We start from the raw sequence: 16,914 nt of genomic DNA, 5'->3' as shown, positions 1-16,914 counted from the left end.
GCCGACCGGCGTATTCTTAAATTGGACTAGACCTGTAGCCCGAAGCGCGTCGATGGACGCCGACGAATGGGGTCCCATGAGCAAGCGTGCAGTTCTGGAGGTGATCGCCCTCGACGTCGAGGACGCGGTCGCCGCCCAGGCCGGAGGCGCGGACCGCCTCGAACTGGTCACCGACATGGCCGCCGACGGGCTCACCCCGCCGGTCGCCGTGCTCACCGGGATCCGGGCCGCCGTGGACCTCTCCCTGCGCGTCATGGTGCGCCTCGCCGACGGCTTCACCGCGGGCCCCGCGAAGGACGTCGACCGCCTCGTGCGGACCGCCGGCGAGCTGCGCGCGGCCGGCGCCGAGGAGTTCGTGCTCGGCTTTCTCGACGCGCACGGCTGCATCGACCTCACCGCGGTGGAGCGCGTCGTCGCCGAACTCGACGGCTGCCCCTGGACGTTCCACCGCGCTCTCGACCACGCCGCCGACCGCGACGCCGTGCGCAAACAGCTGGACGGCCTGCCCGGACTGGACACCTACCTCACCGCCGGCTCCGCCGACGGCGTCGACGCCGGGCTGCCCACCCTGCTCGCCGAGGCGGCCCGGCACACCGAGCCGGGCTACGAACAGCAGCTCCTCGTCGGCGGCGGCCTGCGCCTCGGCCATGTGCCCCGGCTGCGCGCCGCCGGCCTGAACGCCTTCCACATCGGCGGCGCGGCCCGCCCCCACGGCTGGACCGGCCCGGTGTCGGAACGCTCCGTCCGGCAATGGCGGCGAACCCTGGACACCGCACAGCCGGAGTGAGCCGCCCCCGACGCGGACCGGCCCCGCCGCGGCCGGATCCGGACAATCGTGCCGGGCCGCCAAGGGGCCGGCCGGGTCGGAAGGTCAGCCGGGGCGGGGCGGGGCGGGGCGGGGCGGCGGGGGGCGGGTCCTGCCCGTCAGCCCAGCTCGGGCGGGAGCGCGTCCTCGTGGGTCACGGTCAGGCCCGACACCGCACGGGTGAGGGCCACGTACAGCCGGCGCAGCCCCGTGCGCCCGTCGGGCTCCCCGTCGACCACCGCGCGCGGCTCGTCGAGGACGACGTAGTCGTACTCCAGGCCCTTCGCGAGCGAGGCCGGGACCAGGGTGAGACGGTTGTCCGCCGTCGTCTCCTCGCCCGGGGACAGATGGGCGACACCGGCCGCCGTCAGCGCCCGGGCCAGCGCCGGGATCCGCGCGTCGGCCGCGATCAGACCCGTCGAGCCCTCGTGGCGCAGCGACTCCTCGCACGCGGCGACGACGTCCGCGACCCCGGAGACCGGACGCACCTCGAAGAAACCGGGGTTCTCCCGGACGGAGGCCACCGGGGCCAGGCCCGGCGCGATGTGCGGCAGCAGCCGCGAGGCGTACGCGATGACGTCCGTCGGCACGCGGAAACCGGCCGTCAGCTCCTCGACCACCGCGTCCGCCTTGCCCAGGTGGGCGAGGGCCTCCTCCCAGCTGCGGGTCGCCCAGGGGGTCGTGCCCTGTGCCAGGTCGCCCAGCACGGTCGCCGAACCCGTCGTGCAGCGCCGGCCCACCGCCCGGTACTGCATCGGCGACAGGTCCTGCGCCTCGTCCAGCACCACATGACCGAGCGAGTGGGTGCGCTCGACCAGGTCCGTCGCCTCGTCGATCAGCACCGCGTCCGCCGGCGACCACCTGGCCGACCTCACCGACCGCGCCGGCTTCGCCCACAGGATGGCCTTCTGCTCCTCCTCGCTCAGCACGCCCCGCGCGTGCTCGGCGAGGAAGTCCGCGTCCGTGAGGAGCCGCAGCACCAGCTTCGCCGGGTCGACCGCCGGCCACACCTGCTTCACGGCCGCCTTCACCGCGCCGTCGCGGGCCACGGCGTCCTGCACCCGGTCGTCCGGGGCCTCGCCCGCCCGCTCCATCTGCACCAGCACGGCGTGCGCGATGCGCCGCGGCAGCGCCTCGCGGGCGGCGCCGTACCGCATCTCCCGGTCGAGCAGCTCGCCCACCATCTCCTGCACCTCGTACGCCGGAACCCGCCAGCGCCGCGAGCCGCGCACCACGACGACCGGCTCGTCCGGCGTGCCCACGTGCGCGTACAGCGCCCGGCGCAGCACCCGCGCCATCCTCGCGTCGCCCTTGACGACCGCCGCCGCCGCGTCGTCCGCGCCCCGCACCTCCACGTGCGCCACCAGGTCGTCCACCGTGCCCTGGCGGACCGTCAGCTCGCCCAGCGCGGGCAGCACCTGCTCGATGTACCGCAGGAAGGACTTGTTCGGCCCGATCACCAGCGTGCCCGTGCGCGCCAGCCGCTCGCGGTGGGCGTACAGCAGATAGGCCACCCGGTGCAGGCCCACGGCCGTCTTCCCGGTGCCCGGACCGCCCTGCACGCAGACCGTCCCGCCCAGCCCGCTGCGCACGATCTCGTCCTGCTCGGGCTGGATCGTGGCGACGATGTCGCGCATCGGGCCGACGCGCGGCCGCTCGATCTCCTGCTGGAGCAGCCTGCTCGTGGCCGCGGCCACCGACGGGTCGCCGGGATCGGAGAGGTGCTCGTCCTCGTAGGCGGTGATGTCCCCGCGCGTGTAGCCGAAGCGGCGGCGCAGCCCCACGTCCATCGGGTCCTTCTTGGACGCCCGGTAGAACGGCTGCGAGACCGGCGCACGCCAGTCGATGACCATCGGGTCGCCGTCCGCGTCGTGCACGTGGCGCCGTCCGATGTAGAAGCGCTCGCCCTCGGCCCCCTCCGCCCGGTCCGCGCCGGGAGCGTGCAGGTAGTCCAGCCGCCCGAAGAACAGGGGGGTGTCGCTGAGGTCGGCGAGCGCCTTGATGCGCTCCCCGACCTGGCGCTCCAGGATCTGCGCGTTGACCCAGTTCGCGGTCACGTCACGGATGTCGAGGGACTCCGCGTCCTCGCGCATCGCTCGCAGGGCGGTGCGCGAGGCGGACAGATGGGAGCGTTCGCGGGCGAGCGGATCGTCGTCGACGCACGTGGACGACACGGACGCCGAGGACGGCTGGGGAGCTGGCGGGGTGGACGGCGTTGACGGAGTGGACGGCGTGGACAAGGGGGGTTGCCTCCGGACCGGCTGAGAGGGCTGCGGTGAGGGCCGTCCGGTTTCCGTCCGGACAGCGGCGCTCCGGCGAGGGAGGCGGGCAAGAGCGGAGATTCTAGGCGACCGCCGAGGACGCGCGCCAACGAGTTACCGGCCGCCGATCCGCCCCGTGCAGGGCACCCCTACGGGCCGCCCTCCATCCCACGGGGGAGTCGCCGCTCCTTCGGACGTACCCGGGGACCCCCCACACCGGGACCTGGGACCGATGCCCCCCTTATGTCCCGGATCCCATCATGGAGGCATGAGTGCAGCGACCTTCACCCCAGCCCCCGGTCGCCCGTCCGGCGCGACCCCCCTGTCCGACGGGCACCGCCACCGCCTCGGCGACGCCCTGCGCGCGATCAAGGTCTTCGCCGTCGCCGCCTTCGACGTCGTCATCCTCGGCGAGTACGGCGAGGAGGCCGGCGTCCGCCGCAGGTGACCGCCGGCTCAGCCCCCCGCCAGCAGCTCGTCCGCGTCCATGATCCGGTAGGCGTAGCCCTGTTCCGCCAGGAACCGCTGACGGTGCGCCGCGAAGTCCTGGTCGAGGGTGTCGCGGGCCACCACCGAATAGAAGTGCGCCTGATGGCCGTCCGCCTTGGGACGCAGCACCCGGCCGAGCCGCTGCGCCTCCTCCTGGCGCGAGCCGAAGGTGCCCGACACCTGGATGGCGACCGTCGCCTCCGGCAGGTCGATCGAGAAGTTCGCGACCTTCGACACCACCAGCACGCTGATCTCGCCCTCCCGGAACGCGTCGAAGAGCTTCTCGCGCTGCGCGTTGGTGGTCTCGCCCTTGATCACCGGGGCGCCCAGATGCTCGCCCAGCTCGTCCAGCTGGTCGATGTACTGGCCGATGACCAGGATCTGCTGCCCGGCGAAGCGCCGCACGAGCGCCTCCGTCACCTTCCGCTTCGTCGCGGTCGTCGCGCAGAAGCGGTACTTCTCCTCCGCCTCCGCCGTCGCGTACGCCAGCCGCTCCGAGTCGGTCAGGTTCACCCGGACCTCCACGCAGTCCGCGGGAGCGATGTACCCCTGCGCCTCGATCTCCTTCCACGGAGCGTCGAACCGCTTCGGGCCGATCAGGGAGAACACGTCCGACTCCCGGCCGTCCTCACGGACCAGGGTCGCCGTCAGGCCCAGCCGCCGGCGCGCCTGGAGATCCGCGGTGAACTTGAAGACCGGCGCCGGCAGCAGATGCACCTCGTCGTAGAGGATCAGCCCCCAGTCGCGCGAGTCGAACAGCTCCAGGTGCGGGTAGACGCCCTTGCGGCGCGTCGTCAGCACCTGATAGGTGGCGATGGTGACGGGACGGATCTCCTTGCGCGTCCCGCTGTACTCGCCGATCTCCTCCTCGGTCAGCGACGTCCGCTTCACCAGCTCGTGCTTCCACTGCCGGGCCGAGACCGTGTTCGTCACCAGGATCAGCGTCGTCGACTTCGCCTGCGCCATGGCGCCCGCGCCGACCAGCGTCTTGCCCGCCCCGCAGGGCAGGACCACGACCCCGCTCCCGCCGTGCCAGAAGTTCTCCACCGCCTGCCTCTGGTACGGCCGCAGCGCCCAGCCGTCCTCGTCCAGCTCGATCGCGTGCGCCTCGCCGTCGACGTACCCGGCGAGATCCTCGGCCGGCCAGCCCAGCTTCAGCAGCGTCTGCTTGATCTGACCGCGCTCGGAGGGGTGCACGGCGACCGTGTCCGGGTCGATCCGCGCCCCGACCAGCGGGGCCACCCGCTTGGAACGCAGGATCTCCTCCAGCACGGGCCGGTCGGTGGTGGTCAGCACGAGCCCGTGCGCCGGGTCCTTGCTCAGCGTCAGCCGGCCGTAGCGGTCCATCGTCTCGGCGATGTCCACCAGCAGCGCGTGCGGCACCGGATAGCGGCTGTACTGCACGAGCGCGTCCACCACCTGCTCCGCGTCGTGCCCGGCCGCCCGCGCGTTCCACAGCCCCAGCGGCGTCAGCCGGTAGGTGTGGATGTGCTCCGGCGCCCGCTCCAGCTCCGCGAACGGAGCGATGGCCCGACGGCACGCGTCGGCCTGCTCGTGGTCGACCTCCAGGAGCAGAGTCTTGTCGGACTGGACGATCAGCGGTCCGTTCACGTACGCCATCCCTTCGCGCGGCCCTTCCGCACGGGCCAAACCTCCAGTGTGCCGTACGACGTGCCCGGACGGCGGCCCGCGGCCCGCCGCGCGGTCCCGCGGAGCCCGCGGGCGCCGGGCAACCCCGCACCCCCTCCGGGTGTCTGACCGGGAGAGCAGCGCGACGGGCGCGACGCGGTGAGGAGTTCACGGTATGGCGGTCCTGTCGTTCCGCAGGGGCGCGGTCGGCGTCGCAGCAGCGGCCGTCCTGGCGGCCACGGGCACCTGGGTGATGTGGCCGGCGCACGTCGACGAGGCCCTGTGGGCCGAGGTGCGGCCGGTGATCGAGGCCCGCCTCGCCGCGGAACCGGGCAGCGGCGGCCCGGCCGACGGCGCGTCCGTGCGCGACGCCCGCTGGTTCTGCCGGGCGCGGGCGCTCGCGCTGGAGGAGCGCGGCGGGGAGATACGGGCCGGCGTCGACGCGCTGTGCGTGCGGTACGGCCTGCGCGACGACGCTCTCGTGGAGTGCTCCGCCGGCCGGCGCCCGCAGGTCGTGCGGCTGCGACGGGACGACTCGGCCGACGGCGGCTTCCGCGTCGTCGGCCGGGAGGAGCCGCCGCGAAGCGCGGACCGCGGGCGCTGGAGCGCGTCCCGCTTCGGCCTCTTCACCCGGTCCGCCCCGCGGGACCCGGTGTCCCCCGCCGAACTGGAGACCGAGGCCCGCACCCACTTCGGCCTCCCCGCGGACGCCTCGGTGGGGGAGTGCTGAGGGCGAGCCGGGCCGCGGCGGCGGGCGCCGTCGGCCGTCAGCCGTCCCCCGTCAGTCGCCGGCCAGTTCCGCCACGCCCGTGATCCGGTGCAGCGGGTAGGTGCGCACCTCGTCAGCGGTGTGGTCGTACGCCGTCACGAAGCCGCCCTCCACCCGGACCGGCGCGATGACCCGCTGGCTCGCCGCACCCTCCGCGTTCACGTAGCCGATCCACAGCGCCTCCCCGGTCAGCACGGCCGCCTGCATGGTGGCGAGGGTCTCCGCGGAGCTGGTGCGCGGGAGCTGACCGGGGCCGAGCGGAGCGGCGTCCTCGGCCGGCTTGCGCGGGGCCGTCGCCGCCAGGTCACCGGCCCGGATCGCGCGGATCGCCGCCGTCAACAGGGTGCCGTCGGGAACCGGCGGCCCGTCCGGCACCGGCTCGGGAGCCGTGCGGGGCGGGGTGCGACGGGAGTGCGCACGGGAGATCAGGACATCGCCCTCGGCGGACTCCGCCGCCGGCGCGAACCCCATCGCGCGCAGCCCGTCCAGGAGGGCCGCCGGGTCCACCTGGGCGGCGAGCACCGTCGGGGCCAGCCGGCGCAGCCGCAGGGCGACGGCCCGCTTGTCGGCGAGGATCTCGTTCAGCATCGACTCGTCGTCGCAGCGCACATACGCCGAGGCCGCCCCCACCCGCAGATGACCGTGCCGGCGCGCCACGTCGTCGATCAGGTACGCGAGCGGCTGCGGCACCGGCGTACGGGAGTGCTCGGCGAGAAAGGCGTGCAGGTCGGAGGCGCTGCGCCCGGCGTCCAGCGCCCGGCGCACCGAGCCGGGCGTGAACCGGTAGACGGTCGCGCCGCCCTTGGACTCGACGTCCGCCAGAACGCTCAGCACGTCGGCCAGCGGACGCCGCAGCGGACCGGGCGCGACCGCCGTCAGGTCCGCCTGGAGCAGCACGTGGTCGAGCGGCTCGGGCAGCAACGGGGCCAGCAGCCGGGCGGCCGCCGCGGTGGCCACGGCCTGCTCCGGACCGGGCGCGGAGGCCGCCCCGGAGGGGGCGGCGGCACGGTGGTGGGCCGGCAGCTTGTCACCCGGCCCGGCCGGGACCGCCCCGGCCGCGGCCGGTCGCGCGACCGTCGCCGCGCCCGCCCCCAGCAGGGCCCGGCCGTGCGCCGACAGCGCGCCCCGGCCGGTCACGCCCAGCAGCTCGGCCTCGGTCAGCGTCCACCGGGCGATCCGGGACCGCAGATCCTCGTCCTCCTGAAAACCGTGCGAGCCGTAGGAGCCGTGCACGCCGTGCGAGCCGATGGCGGAGGGGGCGGACTGCGCGGCCTGGGAACCCTGAGAGGCCGCGGCACCCTGCTGGTTCTGCGGGCCCTGCTGACCGTGCGGCCCCGCCCCGCCCTGGGGCCGCGCCCCGCGCAACGGGCGCTCCCACCGCAGCCGGGCCAGCACCGCCTCCGCGTCCGGCACCGCCCCCTCCGGCAGCCCGGCCAGCAACGTCAGCACCCGCCGCCGCACCTCCGGCGCGGCCGACCGGTCCAGGCCGGGGCCCAGCGCCGCCAGCGCCCGCTCCTTCAGATCCCGGCCGCCGACCACCCCGGACGTCCGGGTCGCCGTCAGCCAGGCCTGCGCCAGCCGCGCCCACCGCTCGGCGGGCGGCCGCTCCAGCCAGTCGTCGTACTCCGGCGTCGCCGCGTACCGCTCGTCCGCCTCACCGTCCGAGGCGAGCAGACCGGCCGCGTACGCCAGCTCCACCCAGAACGCGGCCACCGGCTCCGACACGTCCAGGGCGACGGCCGTCCGCTTCAGATCGCGCACGCTCAGCCCACCGGCCCGCAGCACCGCCGGACCGCCCTCGTCCCACTCCTTCAGCAACTCCTCGACCGTCGTCAACGCCGTGTACGCCTGACCGGCCGCCGTCGCGTCCACCACCTCGGGGCGGTGCGTCACGAGCGGCGGCACCGCCGGCGGCGTCGGCAGCGGCGACCGGTGGGCCCGCCCCGCCCGCAGATGCAGGGCCACCTCACGCGGCAGGACGACGGTCCCCGGCGCCGTCGGCAGCAGCATCCCCCGGTCCAGCAGCCACCGCAGATGCGCCGCCGGTTCCGCCGTGACCTGCCCGTACGGCGGCCCCCATACCAGCCGCTCCAGCACGTCCAGGGAACCCGCGGGCGCCTTGGCCAGCAGCGCCGCCATCTTCCGCCGACGCGAGAACAACGACGTGAGGGCCGACACCGCCGACACCGGATCGTGCGTCGACGGCAGCCCGGCGTTCGCCACGAACTCCTGGATCCGGCCCGGCGACATCCCCGCCGTCGCCTCCCGCACACTCGGCCCGAGCCCGGTCGGTGACGGGTGCTGCGCCGACGGCGCGAGCAGCTCCCGGGCCGTCCGCACCAGGCGCAGCCGGTCGTCCGCGCCCCACACCAGCGCCTGTTCGCGCAGCGCGGCCAGCGCGCCCGGGAGCGCGGTGACGACGGCCGGGTCGCGCGCGTCGCCCGCCATCAGTCCGAGCAGCTCGTCCCAGGTCGCCGGATCGCCCGCCACCGCCAGCGCCTCAGCCGTCTGCAACGCGAACGCGTCGAGCCGCTCCAGCGCGCGCACCACCGAGGCACGCGTGCCGGCCCGGGTGGCGAGCTGCGTGAGGTCCGTGGGGACCGGCGTGATGAGGTCGGGTCGGGCGCGCAGCAGCGCGGCCAGGGAAGCGTCGTCCCGGGCGCGGAGCGCTTCCGCGAGGGACCGGGGGGCCTGTTGGTCCGCGGTGCTCATCTTGCCCACGGTAGCGGTACCCGCCCCCGCGGGCCGCGCCCCCGGGCCCCGCGGCCGTCCTCCACGGCCCCGCCCCGTCCCCCGCGGACCGCGCACCGACGGCTCCCGCCCGTGCCGGGTGCCCGGCGCGCCCGGACGGAAGCGGTAGCTTCTTACCCGTGGGGATCGAGAGCGACCAAGTCGTCTACGAGTATCTGAGCCGCGTCGGCGACATCGCGCAGCAGCGGCAGTTGTCGTCGGCCACCCGGATGCGGCTCGTCTCCGAGCTGCGCGACGAGATCGACCGGCGTCGCGCCAAGGCGGCCGTCGACTCCCCCGCCGCCGTCCGCCGCATCATCGACCGCCTCGGCAGCCCCGACGACATCGTCGCCGCCGCGGCCGGCTCCGGCGCGGGCGTGCCGCAGCCGCCGGCCCCGTCCGTGCCCGTGCAGCGCGACCGCGAGGAGACGCCCCGGCCGCCGAAGGGCATCCGGCGCGGCGTGCCCCGGCCCCGCACCGGCGCCCCGCCCCCCGCCGTCCCCTCCGACGCGCCGTCGCCGCCGCACCGCGCGCCCGCCCACGAACTGGGCGACAGCCGGGAGTCGCCCGACTGGTGGCTGCACGAGCCGACCCCCTTCGGCCCCGGCGAGGACGTGCACGGCTTCGTCGGGGGCGTCGAGATCCCGGAACTGCTCAAGCCCCCGCCACGCCGCGACCCGGAGAAGGAGGAGGCCGCCGAGCGGAGGGAAGCCGGGAAACCGGCCCCGGCGGCCGCCGGCGACGCCACGGCCGACGGCGGGAGCGCGGCCCGCCCGCGCCGCCGCCGGCTCCCCTTCCTCGGGACGCCCGGCGCGCCGGGCCGGCGCTGGAGCAACCCGCTGCTGCTGGCCGCGGCCGGCTGCCTGGTGGCCGGCGCCGTCCTCGGGAACTGGTTCGCACTGCTCCTGGGCTGGCTGATCGCCTACGCCTCACGCCGGCTGACCGACCGTGAGACGAAACTGGCGGTCGTGTGGCTCCCCGGGCTCGCCCTCACGGCGGGGCTGGTCTGGCTGTGGGGGCGCTCGGAGGGCCGCTGGGGCGAGCCCATCGCGGAGGGGCACATGCACGACGCGGTCGCCGAGACCTGGCCGTGGGTCATCCGGGGCGCGGCCGTGGCGTCGGCCCTGTTCCTGGTCTGGCGCTCGCAACGCCAGAGGTGACGCCACCCGGGCCGCCCCGCATGCCGCCCGCACCGGGCGCGGCCCGCCGACCGGCGACAATGGCGGACATGACCGTCACTCCAGTCCGCACCGTCGGCTTCGACCTCGACATGACCCTCATCGATTCCCGCCCGGGCATCCGCGCCTGCTGGCAGGAGCTGTCCGCGCGGACCGGGACGTACGTCGACGCCGACCTCGTGGTGACGCGGCTCGGGCCGCCGCTCGCGCAGGAGATGGCGCACTGGTTCCCGGCGCGGGACATACCGGCGATGACCGACCTCTACCGCGAGATCTACCCGGAGTTCGCCGTGGCGGGCACGCTCGCGATGCCGGGCGCACGCGAGGCCGTCGCGGCGGTCCGGGCGGCGGGCGGCAGGGCGATCGTCGTCACCGCGAAGTGGGAGCCGAACGCCAGGCTGCACATGGACCACCTGGACATGCGGCCCGACGCGGTGATCGGCGACCTGTGGGCGACGCAGAAGGCGACGGCCCTGCGCGAGCACGGCGCGTCCGTCTACGTCGGCGATCACGTCGGTGACGTGCGCGGCGCCCGTGCCGCCGGGGCGTTCTCCGTCGCCGTCGCCACGGGCCCGTGCAGCGCGGAGGAACTGGCCGAGGCCGGCGCGGACGTCGTCCTCGACGACCTCACGCGGTTCGCGCGGTGGTTCGCGGCCTACGAGGGCTGACCCTGGCCCCGCGCCTGCCGACGGCCCGCGGCCGCCGACCGCAGCACCCCCGCGGCCGCGACCAGGAAGCCGACGCCCATCAGCATGCACAGCCCGAACATGAACGTCGGGAAAGGCGTCGTGCCGAGCAGCAGTGGGGCGACCGTGACCAGTGTGGCCACGGCGCCGACGAAGAACACGACGGCGCCGGCACGGATCAGTCGGTCACCGGGAGCGGCGGAATTCGTTTGGGTTTTGTCACGCACCGGACCAGGGTAGTTCCCAGCCCTGAGGAACAGCCGGGGGACGTCTTGTCACCGGCCCGCAGAGCATTAGCCTGGTACCGGCGGGTCATGGTCGACCCGCCCAAGTGCTGTCCGGAGCCGGTCCGCAGCGGTTCCGGAGCCGTTTTCCATGAACGTTTCTACGAGTACGAGGACGAGGACAGACGTGCCTACCGGCAAAGTCAAGTGGTTCAACGTCGAGAAGGGCTTCGGCTTTCTCTCCCGCGACGACGGCGGTGACGTCTTCGTGCATTCCTCGGTCCTCCCCGCCGGAGTCGAGGCACTGAAGCCGGGCCAGCGAGTGGAGTTCGGCGTCGTCGCCGGGCAGCGCGGCGACCAGGCGCTCTCCGTCGTCATCCTCGACCCGACCCCGTCGGTCGCCGCCGCACAGCGCAGGAAGCCCGACGAACTGGCCTCCATCGTCCAGGACCTGACGACCCTCCTCGAGAACATCACGCCGATGCTGGAGAAGGGCCGCTACCCGGAGAAGACCTCCGGCAAGAAGATCGCCGGTCTGCTGCGCGCGGTCGCCGACCAGCTGGACGTCTGAGCGCGCCGGCGGCGGTCACGGGAAGTCGAGCGCGCCGGGGCCGAGGGGCGGCAGCAGTCCCTCGGCCGCCGCGCGGGTGAGCAGGCCGCGGACCGCCGCCCGGCCGTCCTCGCCCAGCTCCGCCGTGAACTCGTTGACGTACAGGCCGATGTGCTGGTCGGCGACGGCCGGGTCCATCTCCTGGGCGTGTTCCATCACGTAGGGGCGGGAGATTTCGGGGGCGTCCCAGGCGGCCCGTACGGAGGCGCGGACCGCGTCGGCCAGCCCGGTCAGCGCGGCCGCTCCCAGTGAACGCTTGGCGATGATGGCGCCGAGCGGGATGGGCAGGCCGGTCGTGGACTCCCAGTGCTCGCCCATGTCCGCGAGTTTGTGCAGTCCGTAGCCGCCGTAGGTGAAGCGGGCCTCGTGGATGACGAGCCCCGCGTCGACCTTGCCGTCCCGCACGGCGGGCATGATCTCGTGGAACGGCATGACGACGATCTCGCCGACGCCGCCGGGCACCGTCTCCGCCGCCCACAGCCGGAAGAGCAGGTAGGCGGTGGAACGCTCGCCGGGCACGGCGACGGTGCGGCCGGTGAGGTCGGCCCCCGGCTCGCGGGTGAGGACCAGCGGCCCGCAGCCGCGGCCCAGCGCGCCCCCGCAGGGCAGCAGCGCGTACTCGTCGAGGACGTACGGCAGCACGGCGTACGACACCTTCAGCACGTCGAACTCGCCGCGCTCGGCCATGCCGTTGGTGACGTCGATGTCCGCGAACGTCACGTCGAGCGCGGGCGCGCCCGGCACGCGGCCGTGCGCGAGGGCGTCGAAGACGAAGGTGTCGTTGGGGCAGGGGGAGTACGCGATCTGCAGCGCCGGCTCAGTCGTGGTCATGTGGCTTCCAACTCTCCAGGACGGGTGCGAGCTTCCCGAAGGCCCCGGTGAGCGCGCCGAGCGCCTCGCCGATGCGCCAGGCGGCGCGGTCGCGCGGGCCGACGGGGTTGGAGACCGCGCGGATCTCCAGCACGGGCGTGCCGTGCGCGGCGGCCGCCTCGGCGACGCCGAAGCCCTCCATCGCCTCGGCCAGCGCCCGCGGGTGGCGGGCGCGCAGGGCGGCGGCGCGGGCGGCGGTGCCGGTGACCGTCGACACGGTCAGGACGGCCCCGGGCCGGGCGCCGGTGGCGGCCGCTGTCTGCCGGACGAGCAGGGCGGGGGGACGGTGGGTGACGGCGCCGAAGCCCAGCTCGGTGACCGGCAGGAAGCCGTCGGCGGTCTCGGCGCCCAGGTCGGCCGCGGTGATCTCGTCGGCGACGACGAGGGAGCCCACGGGCGCGTCGGGCGCGAAACCGCCGGCGATGCCCGCCGACACGACGAGGCCGTAGGGCGCGCCGCTCAGGGCGGCGGCGGTGAGGGCGGCGGACACGGACGCGGCGGCCAGGGCGGGGCCGACGCCGGCGGCGAGGAGGTCGCAGCCCTCGCCGGCGCGGTGCAGCGTCAGGCCGGGCAGCAGGGTCCACGGGGCGGGCCCGGACGGCCACGCCCGTGCCACCGCGTCCCGTTCGGCGGGGACCGCGGTGGCCACGAGGACGCGGGGGCGGGACGTGGTCAGTCGTCCTTCTTGAGCTTGAAGGACCACAGGCCGGTCGCCGCCTGGCTCTGCTTCTTGCCGTCTCCGGCCTTGATGGTGACGAGGGTGGAGTTGCCCTGGGCGCCGTACTGCGCGTTGAAGAACACGCTGCCCGGGATCGTCCGGTAGGTCTTGTCGCTGTCCTCGGTGAGCGGCTGACCGTTCATCAGGATCGTCCAGCGCTTGTCGGCGACGTCGGGGTCGACGCCGAAGCGGACGGTCTCGTCGGGGTCGACGCTGATGGACTTGATGTCCTTGTCGCCGAGGCACTTGGTCAGCTCGGCGGCCTTCAGGGTCTCGCCCTCGCCACCGCAGGTGGCCTCGGAGCTGACCGAGTCGCGTCCGACGGTGATCGTGGACAGGGGGGTCGGCTTGTCGCAGGCCGACAGGACGAGCAGTCCGGCACATACGGCGCCGGCGGCGGCGACGGCACGGCGGCGTCGCACCACGCCGAGGACATCAGCGGCTCCGCCGCGGGGCATCGTGGTCATGGCCGAAGGCTATCGGGCACGCCGGGTGGTCTCTTTACGCGGGGGGCGGCGCGGCTGTGTGTTACGCCACGCGGGGCTTGGCGCCGCTCCCGTGGCGCACCGAGGAGAGCAGTCCGCGGACGGTGGCGAGCCAGCCCAGCGCGACGACGGCGGCGGCCACGGACAGGCCCAGCGATCCGTTGAGCGGCATGACGATGCCGACCGCGCCGCCGAACACCCAGCACACCTGGAGGAGGGTCTCGGAGCGGGCGAAGGCCGAGGTCCGCACGAGTTCCGGCACGTCGCGCTGGATCAGCGCGTCCAGGGACAGCTTGGCGAGGGCCTGGGAGAACCCGGCGACGGCGGCGAGGCAGGCCACGAGGAACGCGCCGAAGAACACGGCGGCCACGAGCACGGCGCCCAGCACGACGGCGACGACCGTCACGATGATCAGTTCCGGGGCCTTGGAGCGCAGCCAGGCCCCGACGGCCGTCCCGAGCGCGTTGCCGAGGCCCGCGGAGACGGCGACCATGCCCAGCGACACGGCCGCGCTCTGTCCGGTGAGGGGGTGCTCGCGCAGCAGGAACGCGAGGAAGAACGTGAGGAACCCGGACAGCCAGCGCAGGGCCGCGTTGGCGCCGAGGGCGTGGGTGACGGCGATGCCGACCGTGCGCAGGCCGGGACGTTTGACGGGATGGCGGTGGGGGCCGTGCAGGTGCTGCTCGTCGGCGGCGAGGAGGGCCACGTCCTCGCCCTTGGCGGAGTCGACCTTGCGGGGCAGGGAGAACGACAGGAACGTCCCGGCCACGAAGATCAGGAAGGCGCCGTAGAGCGGGTAGCGGGGGCCGAGGGCCTGGAGTCCGGCGCCGACGGGCGCGGCGACGCCGGTGGCGAGGAGGCCGCCGAGGGTGACCCGTGAGTTGGCCTTGACCAGGGAGAACCCTGGTGGCAGCAGTCGGGGCACCACGGCGCTTCTGACGACGCCGTAGGCCTTGGAGGAGACGAGCACGCCCAGCGCCGCCGGGTACAGCTCGATGCTGCCGGTGGCGACGGCCCCGGACAGCACCAGCGCGAGCAGGGCCCGCGCCAGCATGGCCCCGGCCATGGCGGCGCGGCGGCCGTGCGGGAGCCGGTCGAGCAGCGGGCCGATGACGGGGGCGAGGACGGTGAAGGGGGCCATGGTGATGGCGAGGTAGAGCGCGACGCGGCCGCGGGCCTCGTCGGTGGGCACGGAGAAGAAGACGGTCGAGGCGAGCGCGACGGTGATCATGACGTCGCCCGCGCCGTTCACGCCGTGCAGTTCGATCAGCTTGCCGAGGCCGGACTCGCCGGCGCCGTGCGCGTGGGTGATCTTCCTGATGCCGCGGGCGGCGCCGGTGAACGGGAGGTTCAGGGCGCGTCCGACCGCGCGGACGGACCCGCTCATCCGGCCCGAACCGCTCACCTGGCTCCTCCCCTTGTTCCCCTTCGCCGCACCGATGCCGGTGGCGCCCTGGGGTGTCCTTGCGGCTGCCACCCCGTCATAGTGCCCCGGAAACGCCGTGCATAGTGCGGTTACCGCGCGTATGGCCGTGTGATCGTCGGCGCGCCCGGCGGGCCCGGCCGCGCCCGCCCCACGATTCCACGGTGCCGCCGGGCGGGCACAGGCCGCCCCCGGCCGGCCGGGGGCGGGTGCGCGAGCGCGGGGGAGGAGCCCGGAAGGCCCGCGGGAAGCCCTCGGTGGCGGGCCGGTGCGGCCGCGGTGGCGCGGTGACGGGCCGCGGAGGGGGTTTTCCGGGGAGTTCCGGGACGCCGGAACGGCCGTTGGCGAGGCGGGGGAAAAGGGGTGCCGTGGGGCGGGCGGGGGGTTTCGAAGTGAGGGAAACGTCCCGTCGGTGTAGGCCGAGCGTCCGGGAGCAGGTAGCGTGCGTAGCGCGCCGTGGCGATCGTTCTCGGCCGCGCGCCTCCCGGACATCCCGCAGAATGGATGACAGCAGGTGCGCCCGAGCGCGATCGGGCGCGGACGTCGACGCGGTCCAGTGGTCCGCTCCGTCCGCACCCGCCGCCTTCAGGCAGGCGCACCGAGAGACGGCGTAGGAGAGAAGCGATACCTGTGAGCGCAGCGACCACGCGAAGCCGCACCCCCGACCGCCTGTGCGCCGAGGCCGTCGACCTCGCCCGCGCCGCAGCCGAGGAGGCAGCCGCGCCCGGCGTGGTCGGCGAGCACGCGGGCGTCGTCTCCGAGGGCGACCGTGTGGTCACCCACTACTTCGAGTGCAAGGAACCGGGCTACCGGGGCTGGCGCTGGGCGGCGACGGTGGCACGGGCCTCCCGCGCCAAGACGGTCACCCTGGACGAGGTGGTCCTGCTGCCCGGCCCGGACGCGGTGCTCGCCCCCGAGTGGGTCCCGTGGAGCGAGCGGCTGCGCCCCGGCGACATGGGCCCGGGCGACCTGCTCCCCACGGACGCGGAGGACCTCCGTCTGGAGCCGGGGTACACCGGCGAGGACGACCCGCGCCTCCAGCCCGGCTACTTCGACGCGGACGACCCGACGCCCAACTCGCCTCTCTCCGAGGAGATGGCCGAGCTGGTGGAGGCGGAGGACGCGGAGGTGACGGCGGCGCCGCCGGCGGCCCTGCCCGCCGCCCCGCGCCGCGGCACGATCGCCGCCGTCGCGGAGGAACTGGGCCTGCGCAGGGCCCGGGTGCTGTCCCGTTACGGCCTGCACACCGCCGCCGACCGCTGGGAAGAGGGCTTCGGCGCCAAGACGCCCATGGCGCAGGCCGCTCCCGCCTCCTGTGTGAGCTGCGGTTTCCTCACCCCGATCGGCGGCTCGCTGGGCCAGGCCTTCGGCGTGTGCGCCAACGAGTTCTCCCCGGCGGACGGCCGGGTGGTCTCCCTGGCCTACGGCTGCGGCGGCCACTCGGAGGCCGCGGTCATGCCCAAGCCGCCGCGGCCGGCCCCGCCGGTGATCGACGAGACCCGCGTCGACCCGTTCCCGCTGCGCCCGGCCGCGGACTCGGGCTCGGTCCCGGCCGTCCCGGACGAGGACACGGCAGAGCTGGGCCACTCCTAGCGACCGGGCTGCCGGTGGGTTTCCGGGCGATCCCCGGACCACCGGGCTGCCTGGTTGCTGGGCCGGCACCGAGCCGCCGGGCTCGTGGGAGCGGGTCATCGGGCCCTGGGGCTTGTGGGGCAGCAGCCGAGCCGTCGGGCTTGTGGGGCGGCAGCGGACCGTCGGGCCGCCGGTCCAACGCCGGGCGACCGGGCCACCGGGCTGCCGGTCCACCGCGTTACCGGGCCGGCACCGAGCCGTCGGGCCGCTGGCCGGCACCGGGCCGTCGGACCGCCCCGGCCCCGCCCGGTCGTCCGGCCCTCGGGTCTTTTCCGGTCGTCCGGCTTGCGGGTCTTTCCCGGCTGTGCGGCCCCGGGTCTCTCTCGTCGTCCCGCCCCTGGTCTTCCCGGCCGGTTCTGCGACTCCGCGTCTTCCCGGCCGGTTCTGCGCCCCTGGGTCTTTCCG

15 protein-coding genes are annotated in these 16,914 nt (G+C 75.0%); 7 read left to right on the top strand and 8 right to left on the bottom strand.

Features of this window, described 5'->3' with window-relative positions:
• Window positions 1-76 precede the first annotated feature (76 nt).
• Window positions 77-787, top strand: coding sequence for a copper homeostasis protein CutC (locus ACGFSH_RS18760; RefSeq protein WP_393349774.1), 711 nt, complete (start codon window positions 77-79; stop codon window positions 785-787).
• Between the two features lie 137 nt (window positions 788-924).
• Here ACGFSH_RS18760 and ACGFSH_RS18755 read toward each other — a convergent pair whose 3' ends face one another.
• Window positions 925-2,898, bottom strand: coding sequence for a HelD family protein (locus ACGFSH_RS18755; protein ID WP_393350062.1), 1,974 nt, complete (start codon window positions 2,896-2,898; stop codon window positions 925-927).
• A gap of 436 nt (window positions 2,899-3,334) precedes the next feature.
• On the opposite strand from ACGFSH_RS18755, the gene ACGFSH_RS18750 reads away from it, so the two are divergent.
• Window positions 3,335-3,514, top strand: coding sequence for a hypothetical protein (locus ACGFSH_RS18750; protein WP_329411216.1), 180 nt, complete (start codon window positions 3,335-3,337; stop codon window positions 3,512-3,514).
• Between the two features lie 8 nt (window positions 3,515-3,522).
• Here the strand turns inward: ACGFSH_RS18750 and ACGFSH_RS18745 are convergent, their stop codons facing one another.
• Window positions 3,523-5,166 (bottom strand): DNA repair helicase XPB, encoded by a 1,644-nt coding sequence (locus tag ACGFSH_RS18745; protein ID WP_393349771.1) that lies wholly within the window; start codon window positions 5,164-5,166, stop codon window positions 3,523-3,525.
• Window positions 5,167-5,359: 193 nt separating this feature from the next.
• On the opposite strand from ACGFSH_RS18745, the gene ACGFSH_RS18740 reads away from it, so the two are divergent.
• Window positions 5,360-5,914: a hypothetical protein gene (locus tag ACGFSH_RS18740; RefSeq protein ID WP_393349768.1), complete on the top strand. Its 555-nt coding sequence runs from the start codon at window positions 5,360-5,362 to the stop codon at window positions 5,912-5,914.
• 51 nt (window positions 5,915-5,965) lie between these two features.
• On the opposite strand, the gene ACGFSH_RS18735 is transcribed toward ACGFSH_RS18740, so the two are convergent.
• The gene (locus tag ACGFSH_RS18735) at window positions 5,966-8,665 is read right to left on the bottom strand and encodes a helicase-associated domain-containing protein (protein ID WP_393349766.1); all 2,700 of its coding nucleotides are present in this window, start codon (window positions 8,663-8,665) and stop codon (window positions 5,966-5,968) included.
• 158 nt (window positions 8,666-8,823) lie between these two features.
• On the opposite strand from ACGFSH_RS18735, the gene ACGFSH_RS18730 reads away from it, so the two are divergent.
• Both ACGFSH_RS18730 and ACGFSH_RS18725 read left to right on the top strand, forming a co-directional pair.
• Window positions 8,824-9,843, top strand: a complete 1,020-nt coding sequence (locus tag ACGFSH_RS18730; protein ID WP_393349764.1) for a hypothetical protein — start codon at window positions 8,824-8,826, stop codon at window positions 9,841-9,843.
• A gap of 59 nt (window positions 9,844-9,902) precedes the next feature.
• Window positions 9,903-10,529, top strand: coding sequence for an HAD family hydrolase (locus ACGFSH_RS18725; protein ID WP_393349762.1), 627 nt, complete (start codon window positions 9,903-9,905; stop codon window positions 10,527-10,529).
• On the opposite strand, the gene ACGFSH_RS18720 is transcribed toward ACGFSH_RS18725, so the two are convergent.
• Window positions 10,517-10,774: a hypothetical protein gene (locus tag ACGFSH_RS18720; protein WP_393349759.1), complete on the bottom strand. Its 258-nt coding sequence runs from the start codon at window positions 10,772-10,774 to the stop codon at window positions 10,517-10,519. The two genes, ACGFSH_RS18725 and ACGFSH_RS18720, sit on opposite strands and share 13 nt — an antisense overlap.
• A gap of 184 nt (window positions 10,775-10,958) precedes the next feature.
• On the opposite strand from ACGFSH_RS18720, the gene ACGFSH_RS18715 reads away from it, so the two are divergent.
• Window positions 10,959-11,342, top strand: a complete 384-nt coding sequence (locus ACGFSH_RS18715) for a cold-shock protein (protein ID WP_329411186.1) — start codon at window positions 10,959-10,961, stop codon at window positions 11,340-11,342.
• A 15-nt stretch (window positions 11,343-11,357) separates the two neighbouring features.
• Here ACGFSH_RS18715 and ACGFSH_RS18710 read toward each other — a convergent pair whose 3' ends face one another.
• The 4 genes from ACGFSH_RS18710 to ACGFSH_RS18695 form a co-directional block, all read right to left on the bottom strand.
• Window positions 11,358-12,212: a 1,4-dihydroxy-6-naphthoate synthase gene (locus tag ACGFSH_RS18710; RefSeq protein WP_393349756.1), complete on the bottom strand. Its 855-nt coding sequence runs from the start codon at window positions 12,210-12,212 to the stop codon at window positions 11,358-11,360.
• The gene (locus ACGFSH_RS18705; protein ID WP_393349755.1) at window positions 12,199-12,900 is read right to left on the bottom strand and encodes a futalosine hydrolase; all 702 of its coding nucleotides are present in this window, start codon (window positions 12,898-12,900) and stop codon (window positions 12,199-12,201) included. The genes ACGFSH_RS18710 and ACGFSH_RS18705 overlap by 14 nt, the downstream gene beginning before the upstream one ends.
• Before the next feature lie 23 nt (window positions 12,901-12,923).
• Entirely contained in the window at window positions 12,924-13,436 is a 513-nt protein-coding gene (locus ACGFSH_RS18700; protein WP_329411182.1) for a DUF2771 domain-containing protein, read from the bottom strand.
• A gap of 61 nt (window positions 13,437-13,497) precedes the next feature.
• Window positions 13,498-14,931, bottom strand: coding sequence for an MFS transporter (locus tag ACGFSH_RS18695; protein WP_329411180.1), 1,434 nt, complete (start codon window positions 14,929-14,931; stop codon window positions 13,498-13,500).
• A 576-nt stretch (window positions 14,932-15,507) separates the two neighbouring features.
• On the opposite strand from ACGFSH_RS18695, the gene ACGFSH_RS18690 reads away from it, so the two are divergent.
• Complete coding sequence (locus ACGFSH_RS18690; protein WP_393349753.1) at window positions 15,508-16,470, top strand: DUF3027 domain-containing protein; 963 nt, start codon at window positions 15,508-15,510, stop codon at window positions 16,468-16,470.
• Window positions 16,471-16,914: the final 444 nt, after the last annotated feature.

The organism is Streptomyces sp. NPDC048481 (assembly GCF_043200075.1).
Classification (GTDB): Bacteria; Actinomycetota; Actinomycetes; order Streptomycetales; family Streptomycetaceae; genus Streptomyces.
The sequence above is the reverse complement of the archived record's forward strand: the minus strand, read 5'-3'. Positions and strand labels throughout refer to the sequence as shown.